Raw genomic sequence first — 20,457 nt, forward strand, 5'->3', positions numbered from 1 at the left:
AAGATTTACTCAGATAGTTGTTAAAAAGTCGAAAAATTAACTCTCACTCTGAGAGCATCCGTAGACTGGTTAATATTTCTACTAAATAAATACTTCAACCTGAAAAAAAGCTATTCCAGAAGGCAGAGAAAAGGGGACTGGGGACTGGGGACTGGGGACTGGGAGACAAGGGGACAAGGGGACAAGGGGACAAGGGGAATTTTTATCTTCTGCTCCCCTGCCCCCCTGCCCCCCTGCCCCCCTGCCCCCCTGCCTCTTACAACTTGGCGGTTTCCAAAACTTGTGGTTCTTGGAACAACGGTGTACTCAAGTAACGTTCGCCAAAACTTGGTTGTATCATCACAATTAAACGACCTGCATTTTCTTCCCGTTTGCCAATTTTAATAGCTGCTGCTAAAGCTGCACCAGAAGAAATTCCAGAAAGCAAACCTTCTTCCCTTGCTAAACGACGACTAAAATACATCGATTCATCATCTGCAACTGGAATTACTTCATCAATTAATTCCACTCGCAAAACTTCGGGAACAAACCCCGCACCAATACCTTGAATTTTATGGGGGCCCGGTTTTCCTCCAGAAAGCACTGGACTATTTACAGGTTCAACTGCGATCGCTTTAAAACTCGGTTTCCTCTGCTTAATTACTTCTGCTACTCCGGTTAAAGTCCCACCAGTACCAACCCCAGCAATTAAAAAGTCTACTTCTCCATCGGTGTCAGCCCAAATTTCTTCAGCAGTGGTTTCGCGGTGAATTTTGGGATTAGCTGGGTTGCGGAATTGTTGCAACAGATAACCATTAGGAATGCTAGCAGCAATCTCTTCCGCACGCTTAATTGCTCCCCGCATTCCTTCCATGCCTGGAGTTAATTCTAATGTGGCACCATAAGCTTTGAGCATATTGCGTCTTTCCATGCTCATTGTCTCTGGCATGGTGAGAATTAATTCGTAACCTTTGGCAGCTGCTACCATTGCTAAAGCGATGCCTGTGTTACCAGAAGTGGGCTCGACTAAAACAGTTTTTCCTGGCTCAATTAATCCCGCTTCTTCTGCTACTTGAATCATACTTGCGCCGATGCGGTCTTTCACAGAAGCAGCTGGATTCATCCCTTCCAACTTAACAACAATTCGCGCTAAACTTCCTTCTGCTTGCGGAATTCTATTTAATTCAACTAGCGGCGTGCGTCCAATTAATTCCGTAACATTACGAGCAATTCGCATTTTGTACTCCTTAACGCGCTTGAGAGTTTGACTTTTGGCTTTCATCCCAGTGGTCAGAGAAGTCCTGTCAGGTATGCCGCTCCTTGCTTTGCTCGTAATTACTAACTGGTTCTAAAAGAGCTAATCAAGCGTTTTCCACCTAACTGGACAGTTTTATCTCTTCCAAAGTATGACCTTAATTATACTACGGTTAGCCGATTGGATTATTGTACTTGTTGCAACAAAAATCTACTTTTCCTCTAAGTTTAACTTTTTTTAAGTAATTAAATCAGTAAAAATTCTTAAGTACTATCCACCCACTTGCGGTTTTTACGTACTTAAGTAAAAGCCCTGAGTAAGTATTCCTAAGTGAAAACCACTAGAAACTTTTTCAGTGAAAATAACTAGGAAGTAATGCTTTAAAATAGCTTTAAAATTCATGAATTATTCATATTAAATTTTGTTAATACATATTTTTTAGTTTATATAGAAATACTAATTTAATTGAGGGATTAATAATTTATTTGCAGTTGCAAAGTTAATTTTTGCATTTAATTCAAAGTCTCGATCGCGAGCTAAAAAAACATGGGAAAAGTTGAGAATTCTCTAAATCTAAATACACCCGCAGAAAAATCTGATGGGCTAGTAGAAAAAGAGCGCAAAACAGGGCAGGTCTACTTTATTAGACATGGTGAAAGCACCAGCAACGAACGCAATATTTTTGCGGGGGTGCTGGATGTTGGACTGACAGCATTTGGTAAGTTGCAAGCACGTCGGGCGGGACTGGATATTAAAAAAAGAGGCATCAAATTTGATGCTGTATATGTTTCGCACATGAGAAGAGCGCGGCAAACTTGTCAAATTGCAGTTGATGTGAGCCAATCTCTTAAATCCCCGGATATCCCGATTAATATCGATCACCGCATTGGTGAGAAATCTTTTGGGATTTTTGCTGGGAGAAATTTAAATTTATTGCGCCTTGCTCTGGGCTATGAAGGCTTCGAGGAAATGTTACATTCCCATAACGAAGCGCCTCCAGCTGGGGAAAAAATAGACCAAGTTTATGCCAGGGCTGCTAGTTTTTACCGGGAAAAAGTTGTTCCCCATTTGGAACGAGGCGAAGATGTTCTGGTAGTGTGCCATCAATATGTTTTGGAGCCTTTAGCGCTTTATTTAAGTGGCTTACCACCAACGGCTTATAAACATTTGAAATTGCCAAATGGTAAGGCTCTGAGTAAGGAAGAGTTGACAAAATTCCGTGATAAAGAATCTAGCGGTAGTGCAGAGTTACGGAAAAAGTTCAACGATCTTTCGATTATGTGGGCGATTCTGCTCTATGCTGTGTCATTTTTAGTTGGCAGTTTGGCGAGAGCTTTTAGCGCTTCTAATTATCAGCTTCTTCCACCAGTGTTTACTTGGTTAATTGTTGCTTGTTTGGCAGTTTCAACTTTTTACACTTACTTAGATATTGACTTTGCTGGGACTAGGGGTAAAGTAACTCCTACTGTTAAGTCGATCGTCTATGGTTGGATGATAGTTCGATGGGCGATCGGACTATTTTTAATATTTTCAGGAATTTTGTATCAAAGTCCAGCAGACTTATACAAAATTTTGTGGGTGTTATTTTGGATGGTGCCACCAGCTTTGACTTCGCCAGTTTTATCAGTGCTTTGGGGCGGTAATCTTTATCCCTCTGCGGTGTTATCTCGGTTATTATCAATAGTTGCTCCTTTAGCGCTTCTAGGGACTTTTGCTATTGCGCCTTTACCAATTAAAGTTGACAGTTTGAACTTTTTCTTTGTCATTTTAATTGTAGGTTTAGCAATTCCCGCTGCGATCGCGCAATATTGGCGAGGTAAATCTCCTGTAGAATCAAATCACCACAGTAAAAACTGGAAATTTATCGGGGTTTTAGCTGTGGCAATTATGGCTTTATTTACAGGTTTTCAGTTTACGCCCTATACCATTATTTCCGACTTATTTACTTCAGCTGCGCCTGAGCGATCGCTAGCCTGTTTACAACAACTAGCATTAGCAGTATTAGTCTTTGTTTTCATGCGCTTGGCTGCTACATTAACTTACGTATTTTCCAACGGGAAAATCATCAAAGCAGAAGCACAAGACGCTTACATTCTATTAGTAAATCCCAACTTTTACCTCTGGGCAGCACTATTCATGAGCGCAGTTAGCGTAGTTCCTAACCCAGACACTCTAAGATATGCCGCTTTTTGGGCAGCACTGGGTTTCTTCTGCATCCCATTAGTTGAGCAAATTTTGTTCATGAATTTCTTCAGCAATGACATATTGCGAGAAACATTGCAATCCTCAAGAATGGCAACAGAAGATATCAGAAAACTGTTCCTAGAATTGGATAAAGATGGCAGTAAAGCACTGGATAAAGACGAGATTTTTGAACTCTTAGGAATGATTGAAGATTTAACAGTAGGCGAACGTAGTCCTGAAGAAGTCAGAAGACACATCACTGATTATCTTTTCAACATTCTCGACAGTGATAAAAATGGCACTGTTGACTTACAAGAGTTAGAAGATTACGTATCAGTATATGGGTTAGTTGCTAACCTTAACGCTGCTGCTTAATCCGGTTTTTTTGGATTGAACAAAGGGAGGTTAGCACAAATTTTAAGCTGACCTCTCTTATCCAATCTTTATTAACTAGAGTTTTACCCTACAAGTACAAGAGAGCCAAAAAAACTTTTAAAAATTGCAAGATTAAATTATTATTTCGTTTATTACAATTTTTCTAAAATATGTTTAAATTGTTATAGCAAAATATTAGGTACTAGAAAAATATGTCTTTAAATGTTGAACTGTTAGAGCAAAGTTTTGCACAAATCAAACCTAACTCTGAGGAATTTGTAGCTAGTTTCTACGACAACCTGTTTACAGCTTACCCAGAAGCAAAGGCGTTATTTGCCACAACTAATATGAACGAGCAACGGAAACATTTGTTAGCTGCACTAGTCATGGTAGTACAAAATTTACGGAAGCCGGAGGTTTTAGTGGAAATTCTTCAAACTTTAGGAGCTAAACATATCAAATATGGAACACTTCCCGAACATTACCCCTTAGTTGGGCAAGCATTACTAACAACTTTTGGGCAGTATCTTCAGCAGGATTGGACTCCTGAAATTAAGCAAGCATGGACAGATGCTTTTGAAGCAATTACTGCTTTGATGTTACAAGGTGCAGCCGAAGTATCTTCTTAGAACCCACATTCCGCACTTCAAAATGTAGTAAATAACTAAACATTTTGGTTAGCTTAGCGAGTACTTCAAGTATTTTTATTGATAGCTAAACTACTCAGGATTGGTGTAATACTTTGTCTACTATAATTTGAAGTGCGGAATCTGCAATATCAGGCTTTCAGAAGGTGGCAATAAATTTACTAAGAGGAAAAAATTATTTATGAAATTGGATAAGTTTGTCTTAGCCGAAAAAATGGCATTTCTCATTTCAATTCCACCAGAAAGCAATTTAGCCAAATTACTTTCCTTTTGTTTAGCAACAAAAGCTAGACACAATACTTCAGGAGTAGAGATTCTCAAGCTAACTTACGAACTAATGGAAAACCCATCCAATTTACCTTATTGGGTTCAAGATATAATGGGAATCGATCTAGATTATAGCGCCAATGAATGGAAAGCTTTGGGAGAAATGGGTATCAAAGATCCAGCAGAGTTCATGGCTAAACTTTATCAAGAATTGGCGGATTTGAATTTATAGCATCAACCTAAAACTTATGTAGATGGGTTCTCCCGGTTAACTATAAATTTTAAGCAACTTATCACTAGAAAAACCTATTCATTTGAAACATGAGTAAAAACATTGATAAATTCAGGGTCAAAAAATGTCTTTAAATGTAGAACTGTTAGAACAAAGTTTCGAGAAAATTAAACCTCATGCTCATGAATTTGTCGTAAGTTTCTACGAAAACTTATTTGCAGCTAATCCAGAAGTCAAACCTTTGTTTGCTCAAACTGATATGACAAATCAGTACAAAAAGCTGCTAAATTCCTTGGTGTTAGTCGTGGAAAATCTCCGCCAACCAGAAAACTTAGGAGCAGTACTGAATGCTTTGGGAGCTAGGCACGTTAGTTATGGAGTAATTCCTAAATATTATGGCCCAGTTGGTGCAGCTTTAATTACTACTTTTGAACAATATCTTCAAACAGATTGGACTCCTGAAGTTAAGCAAGCTTGGTTAGCTGCTTATCAAGCTATTACGGCTGAAATGTTAAAGGGTGCAGGAGCAGAATCAACAGCAACAGTTACTCCCGAACAGCCAAAAGTTGCCTCACCAGCTACAATAAAGACACCTGTTTCTCAGCCATCAGAATTACCAGTAGAATTATTAGAGCAAAGTTTTGAAAAAATTAAACCTCATGCTCATGAATTTGTCGTGAGTTTCTACGAAAACTTATTTGCAGCTAATCCAGAAGTCAAACCTTTGTTTGCTCAAACTGATATGACAAATCAGTACAAAAAGCTGCTAAATTCCTTGGTGTTAGTCGTGGAAAATCTCCGCCAACCAGAAAACTTAGGAGCAGTACTTAAAGCCTTGGGAGCTAGGCACGTTAGTTATGGAGCAATTCCTAAGTATTATGGCCCAGTTGGTGCAGCTTTACTCACCGCTTTTGAACAATATCTCCAAGAAGATTGGACTCCTGAAGTGAAGCAAGCTTGGTTAACTGCTTATCAAGCTATTACTGCTCAAATGTTAAAGGGTGCAGATGAAATATCCTCACCAAAAGTGGCAGCAACAGTAAAGCCTGCGGAATCAACAGTAAGTCAGCCTGAAACAAAGCCAGAAAAAGCTCCGAAACAGCGAGAAAAAACTACTATTCAAGACTTGCTTAAAGTTTTCACTAATATTCCGAAAAAACTTGTTGATACTTTTTGGGTATTACCCGCTTGGTTAGTCGCGGTTTGTGCAGCTTTATTGTTTATTTTAGTGTATTTGTTTGCTGATGAAAATTCTGTTGTTTCAGAAATTGTGGAAAGTGCTGATGTATTGAGTTTAATAATTGCCTTAGTTTTGTTTATTAAGGAAACTCCCGATCGCCGCAAGCAATTTTACTACCAAGCTTGGAGTACAATTGATGCAGCACATGGAGTAAAAGTTAGCTACGCCAGACTTTTAGCACTACAAGATTTAAATGAAGATGGTGTTTCTTTGCGAGGATTGGACACTCCTGGTGCAGAATTAGTAGATATTAATCTTCCCAAAGCTAATCTTAGTTCAGCTAATTTAAGTGCAACCGATTTGACTAATGCTAACTTAAGTTACGCCAACTTGGACAATGCTAACCTCAGTCAGAGCAAACTTAGTGGTGCTAATCTTAGTCATGCTAACTTTGGTTTTGCGAAGTTAAATCAGGCTAATCTTAGTAGTGCTAATCTTAGTAACGCTAACTTAATTTGTGCAGATTTAACTCAAGCTAACCTCAGTGGTGCTAATCTAAAAAATGCTAGTTTAAGTGGTGCAAATTTGGAGGGAGTCTACCTAACTGGTGCCAATCTTAAAGGTGCTAAAGTGAGTGATTTTGAGTTGAGTGTTGCTTTCCTTGAAGGCGCGATTATGCCTAACGGAAAGAAATATAAATCAGCAGAAACAGCAAAAATAAATTCATAATTTTACGAGGATTACTAACAGAAATTAGCCGTTTAGAAAGCGAACAAAAGAAGACTTCATCTAGTAGCTAATTAATGCAGTGAGGCAGAAGTAACTATAAGGTTAAAACCCGTGAAAAAGCTTCTGCCTTCTACATCTTCAGATTAGTTTTCTACAGTAACTTGTTGCGGGGCGATCTCTGTAGGGAAATTGTAGTTTTTGCCATTCAATTCGTTCATTTCAACTCCGATTTCAATTGCTTTCGGGATAGCAGCGAGTTCAATTCCTTCTTCATTGAACCGTTTTTGAATTAGGCGAATAATATCTGCGTAGGTATCCCAAAAATCATCTTTCTTCGTCCATCCACCAGCAAACAGGCTGATATAGTACTCTTCAATCTGCCACACAAAAGTACTGGGAGCGGGATTGGTGAGAACTTTGGGGTGAGATTTGAAGGTGTCTATAAGTAGTTGCTCTACCTTTTTGAGGTCTTCGTCAAAGGCGACGCGGAACGAGAGCATGATTTTGCGGTTTTTATCGTGGCTTAAGTTTTCGATCGTGTCATTCCAAATATTATTGTTAGGAATAGTAAATATCTGACCGCTAAAGCCTTTGATTTTGGTGTTGGCTAAGGTAATAGCTTCCACCCATCCCCAGAGTTCACCTACTTTTATTTCGTCGCCCACATCAAAGGGTTTGTAAGCCATGATCATTAAACCGCTAGCTAAGTTACCCAGGTTGCTTTGCAGCGCGAATGCTAGGACAAAACTTACACCCCCAACTAAGGCTAAAACTGGGCCAAGGCTGACTTCCAGCGCTGTTAAAGCTAACAGGAAACCGACTACAACTCCGCCACGCTTGACGAGCATGACGATAAATTGGCGCATAATTGCTGATGTACCGCCAAATCGGGAAAGTATTTGATTGAGTAGTGCGCCCAGGATTTGAGAAACTACGATCGAAGCTAGAATAATCCCAGTAAACTTGCCGAAATTACCAGCCCAGCGCAAACCTCCTTCGCTAGATTGTGCCCAGCTGATCAGCCGTAAGCCCAGCCCTTCAGTGTCTTTGGTATCCACTTCGACGGTGCTAACTGCTTTAATGTACTGACGATAGGACTTAACATCGCCACCTTTTTTTTCTAGTTCGTCTAAGACTGCGTTAAGGCGATCGATCAGTGCCGTCTGCTGTCCTTGAAGTTCAGTTACAGTGGTAACGAGTTGGTTTTTCGCTTCCGACTCAGCATCGGCACTCTTTTCCAGCTGTTGCGTCGTTCGTTCTACCTCTTGTTTCTTTTCTTGCAACTTCTGTTCGTTGTTCACTACTCCTGGTACACCCGCAACTTTCTCCTCTGGATTGTTTTTAATTTCAGTTTTTTCCAACGTCGCTGTAGCATTGTTTAAATTCTGGGATGACTGCTCAGTTTTGTCACCTTTACTAACCCCTAATTCTTGGAGTAGTTTCTTCAGGGCTTCATCCGCTTTGTCTAGCTGTTCGGTAGCTTTTTTATATTCTGGTGAATCAAGTTTCGCGCCTTTTTGTGCTTCTTGGGCATCCTCTACTTTTTTAATTGCAGCTTCTAGTTTTTCGATTTTTTTAGTTGCATCTTGATAAGCTAAAGAGCCTGCTGTTAATTTATCTCGATCGGCTTTTGTGCGATCGAGTGTTTGTTTAGCTGTGTCTAAGTTACCTGTTTTCTTAGCTTTTTCTAATGCCTCTTGTGCTGTTTCGTCTTTTTTTAATTCAGCCTTTGTTGTTTGGGCTTCATCAACAGCTTTTTGGGCTTTTTTTAAGTTTTCTTGGGCTTCTTCTACCTTTTTCGTTGATTCTTGATATTGCGGCGAACCAACAGTAGCACCTTGTTGAGCTTTTTGGGCTTCTTCCAGGGCTTTTTTAGCTGTTGCTAGGGCTTCGGCACCTTCTTTTTGTTTGGCAATAGCTAAATTCTGACGTTTAATTGTAACTTCAGCTTGACTGATTTCTTTGGCTTTATCTTGCAGTGCTTGCATCCAAGCCGCTGCTTCGTTTTGCAGTTCATCTAATGTCAACGGTTTGACGAGTAGTTTCAGTTCATCAACTGGAATATCAAGCTGTTTGATGGTTGTTGCTGCTTTGGGATCTGGTGGTTTTGCTGATTTTGCTGGTTCCACCTTTTCCGTTTTAGCATCTGGTGCTGGTTCCTGCTGTTCCTGCGATCGCACAGGAGTAACCCAAACCGCAAAAGCGCCGATCGCTCCTACAAGCATAATAGCTCGAACTCGGTAACGCCACATTTATCACATCCCTCCGTTCAGTATTTTTACTAATCACTTATTTTTAGGATACCCATTAGTTCGCTTAAAAATTTATATTATGTTGGTATAAATAATTTACTTTTGTAACTTTTGATAGATGAAATAAGTATTTATTCTCGTGCTATTCCGGTTACACCCATAAACTCAAAGGTTAAAAAAGGCAATTACATTTCTACTTTTTAGACTAAACAAGATTCCAAGGTTAGTAGTATTTATGACGAAAAATCTACAAAGTAACTCTAAGTATGGAGAAATTTGTCCAAAAACTAGCTATTTTCAGGAAAAAATGGGGTTATTGACTTATTTATAGTCAATAACCCCGTTCTTTGGAAATTTTGTATTGATTGAACTAAAATTCTGACAACTGACTTTGCAGCGAACTTAAATTAAGCTGTTGGTTTAGGTAATTTAGAGAGGTTTTCGCTGTAGATATTTACTGCCAAATTATCATCTTCGCGGTTCGTTAGCGATCGCCTAACCTCACCCAAAATCAGCGGTTGAGAAACCCCCGCTTCTGGATGAATCATTGTTCTAGCACGAATGACTAAACTATCACCACCCAATCTGCCATAAGAAAACAAATCTGCTGCGGCTTGACGCAAAGTTGCATCTAATTCAGACTGAGTGATTGTGGGGGGAACTGCGATCGAAGCTAAAGTTGCCCCATTATCAAACACCACCGAATAGCGAATAGCACCGGGAATAGTAGTATGGGAGAAAAGCCCTAAACTTAAAGCAAATAAACCACCAGTTAAAACCCCCATAAACCCAGTAGCACCAACAAATCGAAAGCGAAATCCCCACTTAAAAACAAAAGCTATTAAAGTCAACGCCGCACAACCTAAAGTTAGAATCCCTGCCCACTTACCAGCAATTAAAAAATCTGTTGTTGTTAACATAAATTCTGCAATGTTTGATTTTCAATTTTCGATTTTAAACCAATATTAGGTACGTTGTTGCGCTTTAGCGCTATAGTGGCGCTAAAGCGCAACAACGTACTTAGTTTATGATTGATTTCCCAGGAAAAATCCACACCTAAAATCTCAACAAACTGCAATTAAGCTTCCTCTTTTTCATTACTGATAAAGCCATTTGACTCAGCATTATCAGCTGATTGCAACGCCGCTTTTAAAGCGTGCCAAGTTAGATTAGCACATTTAATTCGCACAGGGAATTGGGCAACCCCTTGCATAACATTTAATTTTCGCAACTCTTTGGGAAACTCTGCTTCACCTTTCATCATTTGTTGGAAACGTTCCACCATTTCCAAAGCTTCCTTAACAGTTTTTCCCTTTAAAGCTTCCGCCATTAAATCAGCAGAAGCCATCGAAATTGCACAACCTTCCCCCTCAAATTTGGCATCTACAATTGTGTCGCCAGCATCATTTAGTTGCAACGTCAATTCGATCGTATCGCCACAGGAAGGATTATGCCCTTTTTGATATCGATGCACCGGATTAGTTTTACCCTTGTGCCTGGGTGTTTTATATCGTTCTAGAATTACCTGTTGATACAGGTCGCGCAAATTGCCCAAAGTCATAATTCGACTGATATTATGTTGTTTATCTTCCTATTTGATTGTAACGGTAATCAAACCTTTCAATTGTTAAATTGGTAAATCCGCACGGGGGTTAAAGGTTTCAATTTGGCGGATTTTTTCATAAAGTTCTCTTTCCCTGGAACTAATCTCTTTAGGAATCACTATTTGAATTTCCAACAATTGATCTCCCCGACTGCCATCTTCCATCGGATAACCTTTATTAGCAAGGCGCAATCTTTGACCTGATTTTACACCAGGAGGAATATTCATTTTTACCCGTCCATCTAAAGTTGGCACTTGTACTGGTGCGCCTAAAACTGCTTCACTGGGAGTAATAGGCAATTGGCAAACAATATCTGCACCTTCCAACTTATAAAACGAATGTGGTGTAACAGTAATTTTCAGGTAAAGATCGCCACCGCCTATGCCTTGACCTTTCAGACGAATGCGTTGATCTGTTACCATTGCGGGGGGCATATTTACTTCTAAACTGCGTCCATCTTCTAAGCGAATTCTTTCTACTCCCCCAGTGTAAGCTCTTTCTAAAGGTAAAGTTAATCGCGCTTCAATATCTTTGCGAGTTGGACGAGAAGGGACGGTGTAACTAACTTTAGTATTTCCGGGGCGAAATTCATCTTCTGCAACTTTAGCACGGGAATTCACATCATCTTCTGTCGCTACCCGGACTTTTTTGTTACTGCGTCCTAGTAGTTCATCGATGAATTGACCAAACTCGGTAAACTGACTGTAATAGTCATCATCTTTATCATCACGATTACCATTAAACCAACTTTTGCTACCACGAGCCGATCGACCTCCGCCAAATCCTCTTTGTTTCCAATAGCGACTAAATTGGTCATATTCTGCACGTTTATCGATATCAGAAAGTACTTCGTAAGCTTCACCGATATCTTTAAATTTTTCTTCCGCTTCTTTGTTTCCCGGATTTAAATCTGGATGATATTGTCTAGCTAGTCTCCGATAGACTTTTTTGATTTCTTCTGCTGATGCTTCTCTGGGAACACCCAGAATTTCGTAATAGTTTCTAAAGTTTTCCATAGTTATTTGTCATTGGTTATTTGTCATTTGCCATCGGTTATTTTGTCATTTGTCATTGGTCATTTGTTTATTACTAATCACCATTGACCAATGACAGGTGACTATTTACTATGACAATTAGAACCAATCATCGTCATCATCATCATCCCAATCTTGTCTTTGAGGTTGTTGGCTTCTTCGACCTGTTCCAATACCATCAGAAGTATTGCGACGATTAGACCCAGTATCATAGTAAGGGCGATCGTCACGAATCACTTCACGGCGATCGTCACGGCGATCGTCATAACGTCGATCGTCATAGCGGCGATCGTCATAATCTCGATTATTATTCCCGTAATACGATCGATCTCTATCTCTAAAATCGAAGTCCTCATCGTCATCATCTCCAGAGAAAGCGCGACGAATCGATCCGAATAAATCGTCTTCTTCTTCGGTATAACGCAGACGTACTTCCCGATTCATTTCATATAGAATATCCTGCAAATCTGCTTGACTCCTATCAATTCCCGCATCATCATTTCTTGCTAAATAATCGCGCAATTCGCGGACTAAACTTTCAATGCGGTAACGATATTCATTAGCAAACTGCATTCCCAAATCTATACTTACTTCTCGCAGTTGTCTTTCTGCTTGAGTCGCTAAAGATTCTGCACGATTTCGTTTTTCAATTCTCTCCCTTTGCAAGCGATCGACTTCCGCATATTCTTCAGCATCCCGAATCATTTGTTGCACTTCACTTTCACTCAAAGTCGAAGCTTCTTGAATCGTGACAGTTTGTTCTCGACCTGTGCTTCTATCTAATGCCGTGACTTGCAAAATGCCATTAGCATCAATATCAAAAGCGACTTGAATTTGAGGAATTCCTCTCGGCGCAGGTGGGATTCCTAATAACTTAAATCGACCCAAAGATTTATTATCTTTTGCCATTTCTCGTTCCCCTTGGAGAACGTGAATTTCTACCATTGTTTGATTGTTCTCTCCGGTAGAAAAGGTATCGGATCTTCTAACTGGAATTGTCGTATTGCGGGGAATTAATTTTTTCATTACGCCGCCGATCGTTTCCAATCCCAAAGATAGCGGAGTCACATCTAATAACAGGATATCTTTAAATTCTCCTGCCAAAATTCCCGCTTGAACTGCTGCACCAACAGCGACAACTTCATCAGGATTAATGTTTTGATTGGGTTCGATATCGATAATACTAGCCACCAAATCTTGAACCATTGGCATTCGCGTTCCCCCGCCAACAAGTACCACTTCGTCGATATCTTCTGGCAACAGATTAGCATCAGCCAAAGCGCGTTTTACAGGTCTGCGAAGGCGGCTAACTAAATCGGTACATAGAGCTTCAAATTGCGATCGCGTCAACCGAGTTTCTAAATGTACGGGACCGTTTTCCGTTGCCGCAATAAATGGTAAGTTTATCTCAGTAACGCTAACGCCAGAAAGTTCAATTTTTGCCTTTTCTGCTGCTTCAATTAAGCGTTGTAAAGATTGGCGATCGCGTCTTAAATCAATCCCTTCCTGTTCCAAAAATTGTTCTGCCAACCAATCAACAATCTTACTATCAAAATCATTCCCCCCCAACTGAGTATCGCCGCTAGTAGCCTTGACCTCAAAAACACCATCACCAACATCTAAAATAGACACATCAAAAGTGCCACCACCCAAATCAAACACCAAAATAGTTTGATTGTTTCGCTTATCTAAACCATAAGCCAAAGCCGCCGCTGTAGGCTCATTAAGAATCCGCTTAACCTCTAAACCTGCAATTCTTCCTGCATCTCTTGTAGCTTGCCGTTGCGAATCGTTAAAATATGCCGGAACCGTAATTACCGCCCCTGTAACTGGCTGTCCTAAGTAACGACTGGCTTCATCAGCCAACTTTTTGAGCACCATTGCCGAAACTTCTTCAGGTGCAAAATCCTTATTCAGACGGGGACACTTAATCTTAATATTTCCCTGTTCATCCTTGCGAATCGTATAAGGCACTCGCTTCGACTCTGGGCTAATTTCCGCATACTTACGCCCGATAAACCGCTTCACCCCATAAAATGTATTTTGCGGGTTGAGCACAGCTTGTCGCCGCGCCATTTGCCCTACCAGACGTTCCCCATCCTTGTTAAAGCCAACTACAGAGGGAGTAGTCCGCATTCCTTCGGCATTGGCAATTACCAAGGGTTTGCCACCCTCCATCACAGCTACCACTGAGTTTGTTGTACCCAAGTCAATGCCGACTACCTTTCCCATGCGTTACTGTTCTCCTCGCCTCTATTAAATAATGTTGAGAACTATTGCTGAAATTATTCTATCTTGCCAGCGGCAGATACATCGGGGAAAGGCAGAGGCGGACAAAAGTTTTGAGTTTGTAGGGGTGCGTTAGCTATTTGTAGGGTGCGTTAGTGCTAACGTAACGCACCATCCCACTAAATACTTAGGACTCAAAAGCTTTCAATCCATTTTAATGGACTTGGGCTATAAGAAAAGCGAATTGATAAGGCAGGCGGATTTTGGCAGTGGTGCAAGATCTCAGTATTACACTTTGGCGATCGCTATATGATTTTCACATCTAGGTGTGGCATCTTAGCGATGATCGATCATGACCGTTTATTCAAAGAACTACTAACAACCTTCTTTTTCCAGTTCATCGAATTATTTTTTCCCGATGTTGCAGCATATCTGGAACGTGACTCGCTGACTTTTCTGGATAAGGAGATTTTCACCGATGTTACCGCTGGCGAACAATACGAAGCCGACTTAGTGGCAAAAGTAAGGTTTCGAGGTGAAGAATCATTTTTCCTGATTCATACCGAACACCAATCAGAAGCAAGAGGCGACTTCAGTAAAAGAATGTTTCGCTACTTTGCTCGATTGTACGAAAAACACGCTTTGCCAGTTTATCCCATTGCCCTATTTTCCTACGACGTACCACAACGCCCAGAAACAACTTTTCACTCAGTTGATTTCCCCGACTTCCGGGTACTGGAATTTAATTATCGAGTAATTCAGCTAAATCGCCTCAACTGGCGAGATTTTCTGCGTTACCAAAATCCGGTAGCTAGTGCGTTAATGGCAAAAATGAAAATAGCGCCAAAAGATCGTCGGCGCGTGAAATTTGAATGTTTGTGCTTGATGGCTACCTTACGGTTAGATAAAGCACGAATGAAGCTGATTTCCGGGTTTATTGACACTTATCTACGTCTAACAGCTGAAGAGGAACGACTTCTCCAAGCTGAAATTAATACAATTGAACCATCTGCAAGGGAGGTAGTTATGGAGATTGTTACCAGTTGGGAACTACGAGGAATAGAGCAAGGACTAGAACAAGGACGACAACGAGAAGCATCCTTTGTTCTGCGCCTGCTTAACCGTCGTCTTGGCGAAATTGCTCCTGATTTAGAGGAAAAAATTCGCAGTTTATCGACTGAAAAATTGGAAGATTTAGGTGAGGCGTTATTAGATTTTTCGGAGGTTGGTGATTTGGTTGATTGGTTTAATAGGGAGGTAACGCCGTAATCGAAAATTGATTTAGGGTGGGCAATATCCACCCTGATTTTTTTTCTACAAATCAGTGTTTTAGTCGTTGTAATTTTTGGGGATTTGGGAAATGCGATCGCCAATCCTGTACTACCACCAGTTATCGCCCTCCCCAACCATCTAAAATAATCGACAAATACTCCCTAATTTCTAAAACAATTCGTATCTATGTCACTCAAAGAATTAGAACCAAAACTCCTTGCATTAACACCCGCCGAAAAAGCCCAAGCAATTCAACTATTAGCCCAAAGTTTAAGTAACACTTGGCAAGGTGTAGAAAAAACTCCTGGAGTGTGTGGTGGTGAAGCTTGTATCGCCGGAACTCGCATTCCAGTTTGGATACTTGTAAATGCACGTCGCATAGGTATAACTGAAGCAGAACTTTTATATGACTATCCAACAATATCTGCTGCTGACTTAACAAATGCTTGGGCTTATGCAGAAGCATTTCCTGAAGAAATTGAAATAGCCATCCGCAAAAATGAGGAAGATTAACCGATGGCAAGTTTTTATGCAGACGAACAATTCCCGAAGCGAGTGGTAGAATTACTCAGAGATTTAGGTCACGACGTTCTTACAGTACAGGAAGCAGGAAAGGCAAATCTGAAGATTCCCGATGAAGAAGTTTTGGCATTTGCTGTAAGTGAGGAACGCGCAGTTTTGACTTTAAATAGAGAAGATTTCTTCCGACTTCATCGCTTTCAACCTGAACATTTTGGCATAATTGCTTGCACAGACGATCGCGATCGGGAAAGAATGGCAACTCGCATTAACGAAGCGATTTCTAGGGAAGAAGACTTGAGAGGTAAATTAATTCGAGTTGTTCGTCCGTCTAGATGAAAATTATGCAATATCAAAATCTTTTTCTAACTCCCATTACTACTGGAGTAATCAAGCTAATGGAAGAACTAATCACTCTAAAAGAACTACTACACCAAGGCAATATAGCAGAAGCTTTGTTAATCGTAGAAGAACTCGAAGAAATGAGCAAATCTGATAAATTAAACAAAATATTTAGTTATGGCATCATTTTATTATTACACTTGATTAAACAAGCGGCAGAAAATCGCACTACAAGGTCTTGGAATTTCTCAATTCGCAATTCAGTTACGCAAATTCAACGCACCAATCGTCGCCAAAAAGCTAAAGGAACTTACCTAACTGAAGATGAATTAAGAGAAACTTTACAAGAAGCTTACGATTTAGCTTTGGAAAAAGCTGCTTTAGAAGCTTTTGAAGGTCAATATCAAACAGAAGAATTAGGCAAATTAGTTAATCAAAAAGAAATAATTCAAAAAGCAATAGATTTAATAATTGAAAAATAGTTACTCTGTCCCAGAGAGAAAAAAATAAACAATTCCCAGTCCCTAATCCCCAGTCCCCAATCCCCGATCGCCACATTTCTTGCAAAATGTAACGGACTGTAAAGTATAATGAGACCGATAAAGACGCAAGCAAGATTAAGGGTAATACCATACGAATGCGAGTTGCGATCGCTGGAGCAGGTCTAGCAGGACTTTCCTGCGCTAAATATCTCACAGATGTCGGTCACACCCCGATCGTCCTAGAAAGCCGAGACGTACTAGGAGGATTAGTGGCTGCATGGAAAGACAAAGATGGCGACTGGTACGAAACTGGATTGCACGCTTTCTTCGGAGCCTATCCCAATATGCTTCAACTGTTCAAGGAATTGGACATCGAAGATCGGCTCCAGTGGAAAGAACATACACTAATTTTCAATCAACCAGAAAAACCTGGAACATATTCCCGTTTTGATGTCCCAGATATCCCCGCACCGATAAACGTAATTTTGTCCATTCTGCGGAACAACGATATGCTCACTTGGGAGCAGAAAATCCGCTTTGCCATCGGACTACTTCCGGCAGTAGTTCGGGGACAAAAGTACGTCGAGGAAATGGACAAATACTCGCTTTTGGAATGGCTGAGAAGACAAGGTGTTGATGAAAAAGTAAACACCGATATCTTTATCGCCGCTTCCAAAGCTCTCACCTTCATTAATCCCGATGAAGTTTCCGCTACCATTCCTTTAACTGCGCTTAATCGCTTCCTGCAAGAGCGCTACGGCTCGAAAATCGCCTTTTTGGATGGTTCTCCTACCGAACGGATGTGTCAGCCTTTAGCGGACTATATTACCCAACGTGGGGGCGAAATTCGGATTAACTCGCCGCTTAAGGAAATTGTCCTGAACGAAGATGGCACAGTTAAACATTTTGTAATTCGGGGACTCAACGGCGCACCCGATGAGATTTTGACGGCAGATGTTTACGTTTCCGCGATGTCTGTGGATGTGGTGAAAGTGCTGTTGCCTAAACCTTGGCAGCAAATGGAATTTTTCCAAAAGCTGGAAGGTTTGGAAGGTGTGCCTGTGATTAATCTACATTTGTGGTTCGATCGCAAACTCACAGACATCGACCAACTGCTATTCTCCCGTTCCGACTTACTCAGCGTCTATGCCGACATGAGTAACACCTGCCGGGAATACGCCAATCCCGATCGCTCGATGCTAGAACTAGTTTTAGCACCCGCAAAAGATTGGATCGATCGCTCTGAAGAAGACATCGTAGCCGCAACAATGACAGAGTTGAAAAAACTCTTCCCCCACCACTTTGACAGTGATAAGCCAGCCAAATTACTGAAATATCACATCGTAAAAACGCCGCGCTCAGTCTACAAGGCAATTCCAGGTCGTCAACAGTACCGTCCTTCCCAAACTACACCTATTAATAATTTTTATCTTGCAGGTAGTTATACCATGCAACGTTATTTAGGCAGTATGGAAGGTGCCGTACTTTCTGGTAAGCTGACAGCGCAGGCGATCGCTGAAGCACACCCGCAAACAGCAAAAAAGGTAAACAAAACCCCAATCACCTCCCAGCCTGCGACCAATGCTGCAACTGTCTAATTACCCTCGCATGAGAACGCTGGCCTCTTTGGAGCAATCCTACGAACTCTGTCGTCAAATAACAGCTAAATACGCCAAGACCTTTTATTTAGGCGCATTACTAATGCCGGAGGCCAAGCGTCGGGCAATTTGGGCTATCTATGCTTGGTGCCGTCGTACAGATGAACTCGTAGATGGCCCCCAATCAGTCAACACCACCGACGAAACTCTCGATCGCTGGGAACAACAGCTAGAATCAGTTTTTGCTGGCGTTCCCCAAGACGATCAAGATGTCGCTTTAGTTGATACCCTGCAACGTTACCCGATGGACATTCAACCATTTCGGGATATGATTGCAGGTCAACGAATGGACTTATATCGCAATCGATATGAGACTTTTGAAGAACTCAATCTCTACTGTTATCGGGTCGCTGGTACAGTTGGGTTAATGTCTACTGCTGTCATCGGTGTCGATCGGACTATTTACACTGCCCCTTGGAATCAAGATCGAGAAGTTTATATTCCTACAGAAGAAGCGATCGCATTAGGAATAGCCAACCAATTAACTAACATTCTCCGCGATGTGGGAGAAGATGCCCGTCGCGGACGCATCTACCTACCCTTAGAAGAATTAGCTTTGTTTAATTACACGGAAGCTGATTTATTGAATGGCGTAGTTGACGATCGTTGGCGAGAATTAATGCGTTTCCAAATTCAACGGGCACGCAAGTATTTCGTATTAGCAGAAAAGGGCATTCGCGCCCTCAGTGCTGATTCCCGTTGGCCCATTTGGGCAGCTTTGATGCTGTACCAAAGAATTTTAAATGCGATCGAACGGAATAACTACGATGTTTTCCGGCAAAGAGCTTATGTTTCTAATCCAACCAAGCTGCTATGTTTGCCGATCGCCGGGATACGCTCAAAAGTCCTCTAAAAGTCAATGCTCAACCAGTTAATTTGGTTGAGCTTATCTTTAATATTCCTATCGACACAAATACACAAATAACTAGAATGTCTGTTGTAAGCACTTTAGTGCTTTTATCTAAGAAATGTACGACTAAAGTCGCTACAACAAACAATATTGATTATTTAGCAGCTTCGCCTTTTTTCAAAGCTTTTTCTACTAATTCATCATCGACATTTCCCACACTTTCAGCCGCAGGATTAACGTCTCTAGCCATATCTAAATAATCATCTGGGTTGCCTGTAGCTTCAGCTTGAAATGTTGTTTCTTCGGGTTTTGGTACTTCCAAATTAGGTGCTGTCGCCTTTGCTGCTGCTTGAGCACCTTCGCCAGTGCGATCGATTTCACTAACACTAAAAGCCTTCGATGCTTCATAGTCAGCATCCAAATCTACAGCAGGCATTGGCTCATTCCCACTCGCCATATTTTCCGCAGCTAATTGAGCATCCTGAGTAGGCGCTTGGTTCGGTTGAGGATTCACTTTTTCAGACATAATCTTTGCGTTTCCTGTTTTCTAGACTTCCACACCAAGCATAAAGGAGCTATCCTTGTTATTCTGACTCCCTTCCGATAGATCCCAAATCCACCTTTTGAGAGAAAATTATTCGCTCTCTAACTATGTCTAAAACTCTATCTATAGCCAGGGGATTTTATGCCATCAACCCTGTTATTCCTTGAATTTGAACTACTCAAATTTATGGGAAGGAAATCTATGGTTTTAAGTCAAAACACCATCAAGTCTCAAGCGCTATCAGAAGAATCTCTAAAAGTTGTCGATGCTTTTAACGCGCTAAACACAGACGAAAAGTTAGCCCTACTCTATTATGTATACAAGAAAATGGGCGACTCAATTACCCCAGCAGCCCCAACCGCAACCGATCCACAATTAGCGCCCAAACTTTTAGGCGATTACTATGAATTAGATAACGATCGCCAATTAGCAATTATGCGCGAAATTGTGAATCGTGAGGACACAGAATATTCCCGTGCTTACGGTACCCTGAAACAAAACAATCAGCTGATGGTTTGGTTTGCTTGGGCGCAAGCAATGGGCGACACAGTGGTAGATATGCCTGGTGATTACCAAGCAACTCAACCGATAAATGACGCTTTAGGACAAATCGAAAAACTGGATTTTGAAGGGCAAATTTCCGTTTTACGGACAGTCGCCGAAGAAATGGGCTACACTGACATTCAACCCATTCCCAGCCAAGCGGAAACAGGCAAAACTCCTAGCCTCTAAAGATTGGGGACTAGGGACTGAGGACTGGGGACTGGGGAAGGTTTGAGTTTTGAGTTGGGGAGACAGTTTTAAGCTAATAAACTTCCCCTTG

Annotated in this window: 18 protein-coding genes; 11 read left to right on the forward strand and 7 right to left on the reverse strand. The window is 41.0% G+C overall.

Features of this window, described 5'->3' with window-relative positions; genetic code table 11:
* Positions 1 to 256: 256 nt before the first annotated feature.
* Positions 257 to 1,216: a cysteine synthase A gene (gene cysK, locus ACE1CI_RS29710; protein WP_413262479.1), complete on the reverse strand. Its 960-nt coding sequence runs from the start codon at positions 1,214 to 1,216 to the stop codon at positions 257 to 259.
* 564 nt (positions 1,217 to 1,780) lie between these two features.
* On the opposite strand from cysK, the gene ACE1CI_RS29715 reads away from it, so the two are divergent.
* The 4 genes from ACE1CI_RS29715 (at position 1,781) to ACE1CI_RS29730 (ending at position 6,848) form a co-directional block, all read left to right on the forward strand.
* Positions 1,781 to 3,793 (forward strand): histidine phosphatase family protein, encoded by a 2,013-nt coding sequence (locus ACE1CI_RS29715; RefSeq protein WP_413262480.1) that lies wholly within the window; start codon positions 1,781 to 1,783, stop codon positions 3,791 to 3,793.
* 212 nt (positions 3,794 to 4,005) lie between these two features.
* Entirely contained in the window at positions 4,006 to 4,422 is a 417-nt protein-coding gene (locus ACE1CI_RS29720) for a globin family protein (protein ID WP_413262481.1), read from the forward strand.
* A gap of 199 nt (positions 4,423 to 4,621) precedes the next feature.
* The gene (locus ACE1CI_RS29725; RefSeq protein ID WP_413262482.1) at positions 4,622 to 4,939 is read left to right on the forward strand and encodes a hypothetical protein; all 318 of its coding nucleotides are present in this window, start codon (positions 4,622 to 4,624) and stop codon (positions 4,937 to 4,939) included.
* A 124-nt stretch (positions 4,940 to 5,063) separates the two neighbouring features.
* On the forward strand, positions 5,064 to 6,848 hold the full coding sequence (locus ACE1CI_RS29730) for a pentapeptide repeat-containing protein (RefSeq protein WP_496615919.1): 1,785 nt from the start codon (positions 5,064 to 5,066) through the stop codon (positions 6,846 to 6,848).
* 143 nt (positions 6,849 to 6,991) lie between these two features.
* Here the strand turns inward: ACE1CI_RS29730 and ACE1CI_RS29735 are convergent, their stop codons facing one another.
* The 5 genes from ACE1CI_RS29735 to dnaK form a co-directional block, all read right to left on the reverse strand.
* Positions 6,992 to 9,100 carry a mechanosensitive ion channel family protein gene (locus ACE1CI_RS29735; RefSeq protein ID WP_413266472.1) on the reverse strand — a complete coding sequence of 703 codons (2,109 nt, stop codon included), beginning with the start codon at positions 9,098 to 9,100 and terminating at the stop codon, positions 6,992 to 6,994.
* Between the two features lie 407 nt (positions 9,101 to 9,507).
* Positions 9,508 to 10,020: a Ycf51 family protein gene (locus tag ACE1CI_RS29740; protein WP_413266471.1), complete on the reverse strand. Its 513-nt coding sequence runs from the start codon at positions 10,018 to 10,020 to the stop codon at positions 9,508 to 9,510.
* 158 nt (positions 10,021 to 10,178) lie between these two features.
* The gene (sufU, locus tag ACE1CI_RS29745; protein ID WP_413261951.1) at positions 10,179 to 10,661 is read right to left on the reverse strand and encodes a Fe-S cluster assembly sulfur transfer protein SufU; all 483 of its coding nucleotides are present in this window, start codon (positions 10,659 to 10,661) and stop codon (positions 10,179 to 10,181) included.
* Positions 10,662 to 10,727: 66 nt separating this feature from the next.
* On the reverse strand, positions 10,728 to 11,720 hold the full coding sequence (locus tag ACE1CI_RS29750; RefSeq protein WP_413261952.1) for a DnaJ C-terminal domain-containing protein: 993 nt from the start codon (positions 11,718 to 11,720) through the stop codon (positions 10,728 to 10,730).
* Positions 11,721 to 11,837: 117 nt separating this feature from the next.
* A complete protein-coding gene (gene dnaK / locus ACE1CI_RS29755; protein ID WP_413261953.1) occupies positions 11,838 to 13,970 on the reverse strand; it encodes a molecular chaperone DnaK in 2,133 nt (710 codons plus the stop codon).
* A gap of 339 nt (positions 13,971 to 14,309) precedes the next feature.
* Between dnaK and ACE1CI_RS29760 the strand changes: the two genes are divergently transcribed.
* The 6 genes from ACE1CI_RS29760 (at position 14,310) to crtB (ending at position 19,093) form a co-directional block, all read left to right on the forward strand.
* On the forward strand, positions 14,310 to 15,236 hold the full coding sequence (locus ACE1CI_RS29760) for a DUF4351 domain-containing protein (protein WP_459563993.1): 927 nt from the start codon (positions 14,310 to 14,312) through the stop codon (positions 15,234 to 15,236).
* Positions 15,237 to 15,425: 189 nt separating this feature from the next.
* Positions 15,426 to 15,752 carry a DUF433 domain-containing protein gene (locus ACE1CI_RS29765; protein WP_413261955.1) on the forward strand — a complete coding sequence of 109 codons (327 nt, stop codon included), beginning with the start codon at positions 15,426 to 15,428 and terminating at the stop codon, positions 15,750 to 15,752.
* Between the two features lie 3 nt (positions 15,753 to 15,755).
* Complete coding sequence (locus ACE1CI_RS29770; protein ID WP_413261956.1) at positions 15,756 to 16,097, forward strand: DUF5615 family PIN-like protein; 342 nt, start codon at positions 15,756 to 15,758, stop codon at positions 16,095 to 16,097.
* A gap of 59 nt (positions 16,098 to 16,156) precedes the next feature.
* Positions 16,157 to 16,582: a DUF29 family protein gene (locus tag ACE1CI_RS29775; protein WP_413261961.1), complete on the forward strand. Its 426-nt coding sequence runs from the start codon at positions 16,157 to 16,159 to the stop codon at positions 16,580 to 16,582.
* 155 nt (positions 16,583 to 16,737) lie between these two features.
* Positions 16,738 to 18,180 (forward strand): 15-cis-phytoene desaturase, encoded by a 1,443-nt coding sequence (pds, locus tag ACE1CI_RS29780; protein WP_413261957.1) that lies wholly within the window; start codon positions 16,738 to 16,740, stop codon positions 18,178 to 18,180.
* On the forward strand, positions 18,164 to 19,093 hold the full coding sequence (crtB, locus tag ACE1CI_RS29785) for a 15-cis-phytoene synthase CrtB (protein WP_413261958.1): 930 nt from the start codon (positions 18,164 to 18,166) through the stop codon (positions 19,091 to 19,093). The genes pds and crtB overlap by 17 nt, the downstream gene beginning before the upstream one ends.
* Before the next feature lie 151 nt (positions 19,094 to 19,244).
* On the opposite strand, the gene ACE1CI_RS29790 is transcribed toward crtB, so the two are convergent.
* Entirely contained in the window at positions 19,245 to 19,616 is a 372-nt protein-coding gene (locus ACE1CI_RS29790; protein WP_413261959.1) for a hypothetical protein, read from the reverse strand.
* Positions 19,617 to 19,835: 219 nt separating this feature from the next.
* Here ACE1CI_RS29790 and ACE1CI_RS29795 point away from each other — a divergent pair, with 219 nt between their 5' ends.
* Positions 19,836 to 20,366 (forward strand): orange carotenoid protein N-terminal domain-containing protein, encoded by a 531-nt coding sequence (locus ACE1CI_RS29795; RefSeq protein ID WP_413261960.1) that lies wholly within the window; start codon positions 19,836 to 19,838, stop codon positions 20,364 to 20,366.
* The last annotated feature ends 91 nt before the right edge of the window (positions 20,367 to 20,457 follow it).

Origin of the sequence: Floridaenema flaviceps BLCC-F50, assembly GCF_041929275.2 — a bacterium.
Taxonomy (GTDB): Bacteria; Cyanobacteriota; Cyanobacteriia; order Cyanobacteriales; family Aerosakkonemataceae; genus Floridanema; species Floridanema flaviceps.

Bases quoted from the DNA above. Each gene is read 5' to 3' on its own strand.
- ACE1CI_RS29765 (WP_413261955.1), top strand. From the start codon at position 15,426: ATGTCACTCAAAGAATTAGAACCAAAACTCCTTGCATTAACACCCGCC.
- ACE1CI_RS29730 (WP_496615919.1), top strand. From the start codon at position 5,064: ATGTCTTTAAATGTAGAACTGTTAGAACAAAGTTTCGAGAAAATTAAA.
- sufU (WP_413261951.1), bottom strand. From the start codon at position 10,661: ATGACTTTGGGCAATTTGCGCGACCTGTATCAACAGGTAATTCTAGAA.
- ACE1CI_RS29790 (WP_413261959.1), bottom strand. From the start codon at position 19,616: ATGTCTGAAAAAGTGAATCCTCAACCGAACCAAGCGCCTACTCAGGAT.
- ACE1CI_RS29715 (WP_413262480.1), top strand. From the start codon at position 1,781: ATGGGAAAAGTTGAGAATTCTCTAAATCTAAATACACCCGCAGAAAAA.
- ACE1CI_RS29775 (WP_413261961.1), top strand. From the start codon at position 16,157: ATGGAAGAACTAATCACTCTAAAAGAACTACTACACCAAGGCAATATA.
- ACE1CI_RS29795 (WP_413261960.1), top strand. From the start codon at position 19,836: ATGGTTTTAAGTCAAAACACCATCAAGTCTCAAGCGCTATCAGAAGAA.
- ACE1CI_RS29750 (WP_413261952.1), bottom strand. From the start codon at position 11,720: ATGGAAAACTTTAGAAACTATTACGAAATTCTGGGTGTTCCCAGAGAA.
- ACE1CI_RS29720 (WP_413262481.1), top strand. From the start codon at position 4,006: ATGTCTTTAAATGTTGAACTGTTAGAGCAAAGTTTTGCACAAATCAAA.
- ACE1CI_RS29725 (WP_413262482.1), top strand. From the start codon at position 4,622: ATGAAATTGGATAAGTTTGTCTTAGCCGAAAAAATGGCATTTCTCATT.
- ACE1CI_RS29760 (WP_459563993.1), top strand. From the start codon at position 14,310: ATGATCGATCATGACCGTTTATTCAAAGAACTACTAACAACCTTCTTT.
- crtB (WP_413261958.1), top strand. From the start codon at position 18,164: ATGCTGCAACTGTCTAATTACCCTCGCATGAGAACGCTGGCCTCTTTG.
- ACE1CI_RS29735 (WP_413266472.1), bottom strand. From the start codon at position 9,100: ATGTGGCGTTACCGAGTTCGAGCTATTATGCTTGTAGGAGCGATCGGC.
- pds (WP_413261957.1), top strand. From the start codon at position 16,738: ATGCGAGTTGCGATCGCTGGAGCAGGTCTAGCAGGACTTTCCTGCGCT.
- ACE1CI_RS29740 (WP_413266471.1), bottom strand. From the start codon at position 10,020: ATGTTAACAACAACAGATTTTTTAATTGCTGGTAAGTGGGCAGGGATT.
- ACE1CI_RS29770 (WP_413261956.1), top strand. From the start codon at position 15,756: ATGGCAAGTTTTTATGCAGACGAACAATTCCCGAAGCGAGTGGTAGAA.
- dnaK (WP_413261953.1), bottom strand. From the start codon at position 13,970: ATGGGAAAGGTAGTCGGCATTGACTTGGGTACAACAAACTCAGTGGTA.
- cysK (WP_413262479.1), bottom strand. From the start codon at position 1,216: ATGCGAATTGCTCGTAATGTTACGGAATTAATTGGACGCACGCCGCTA.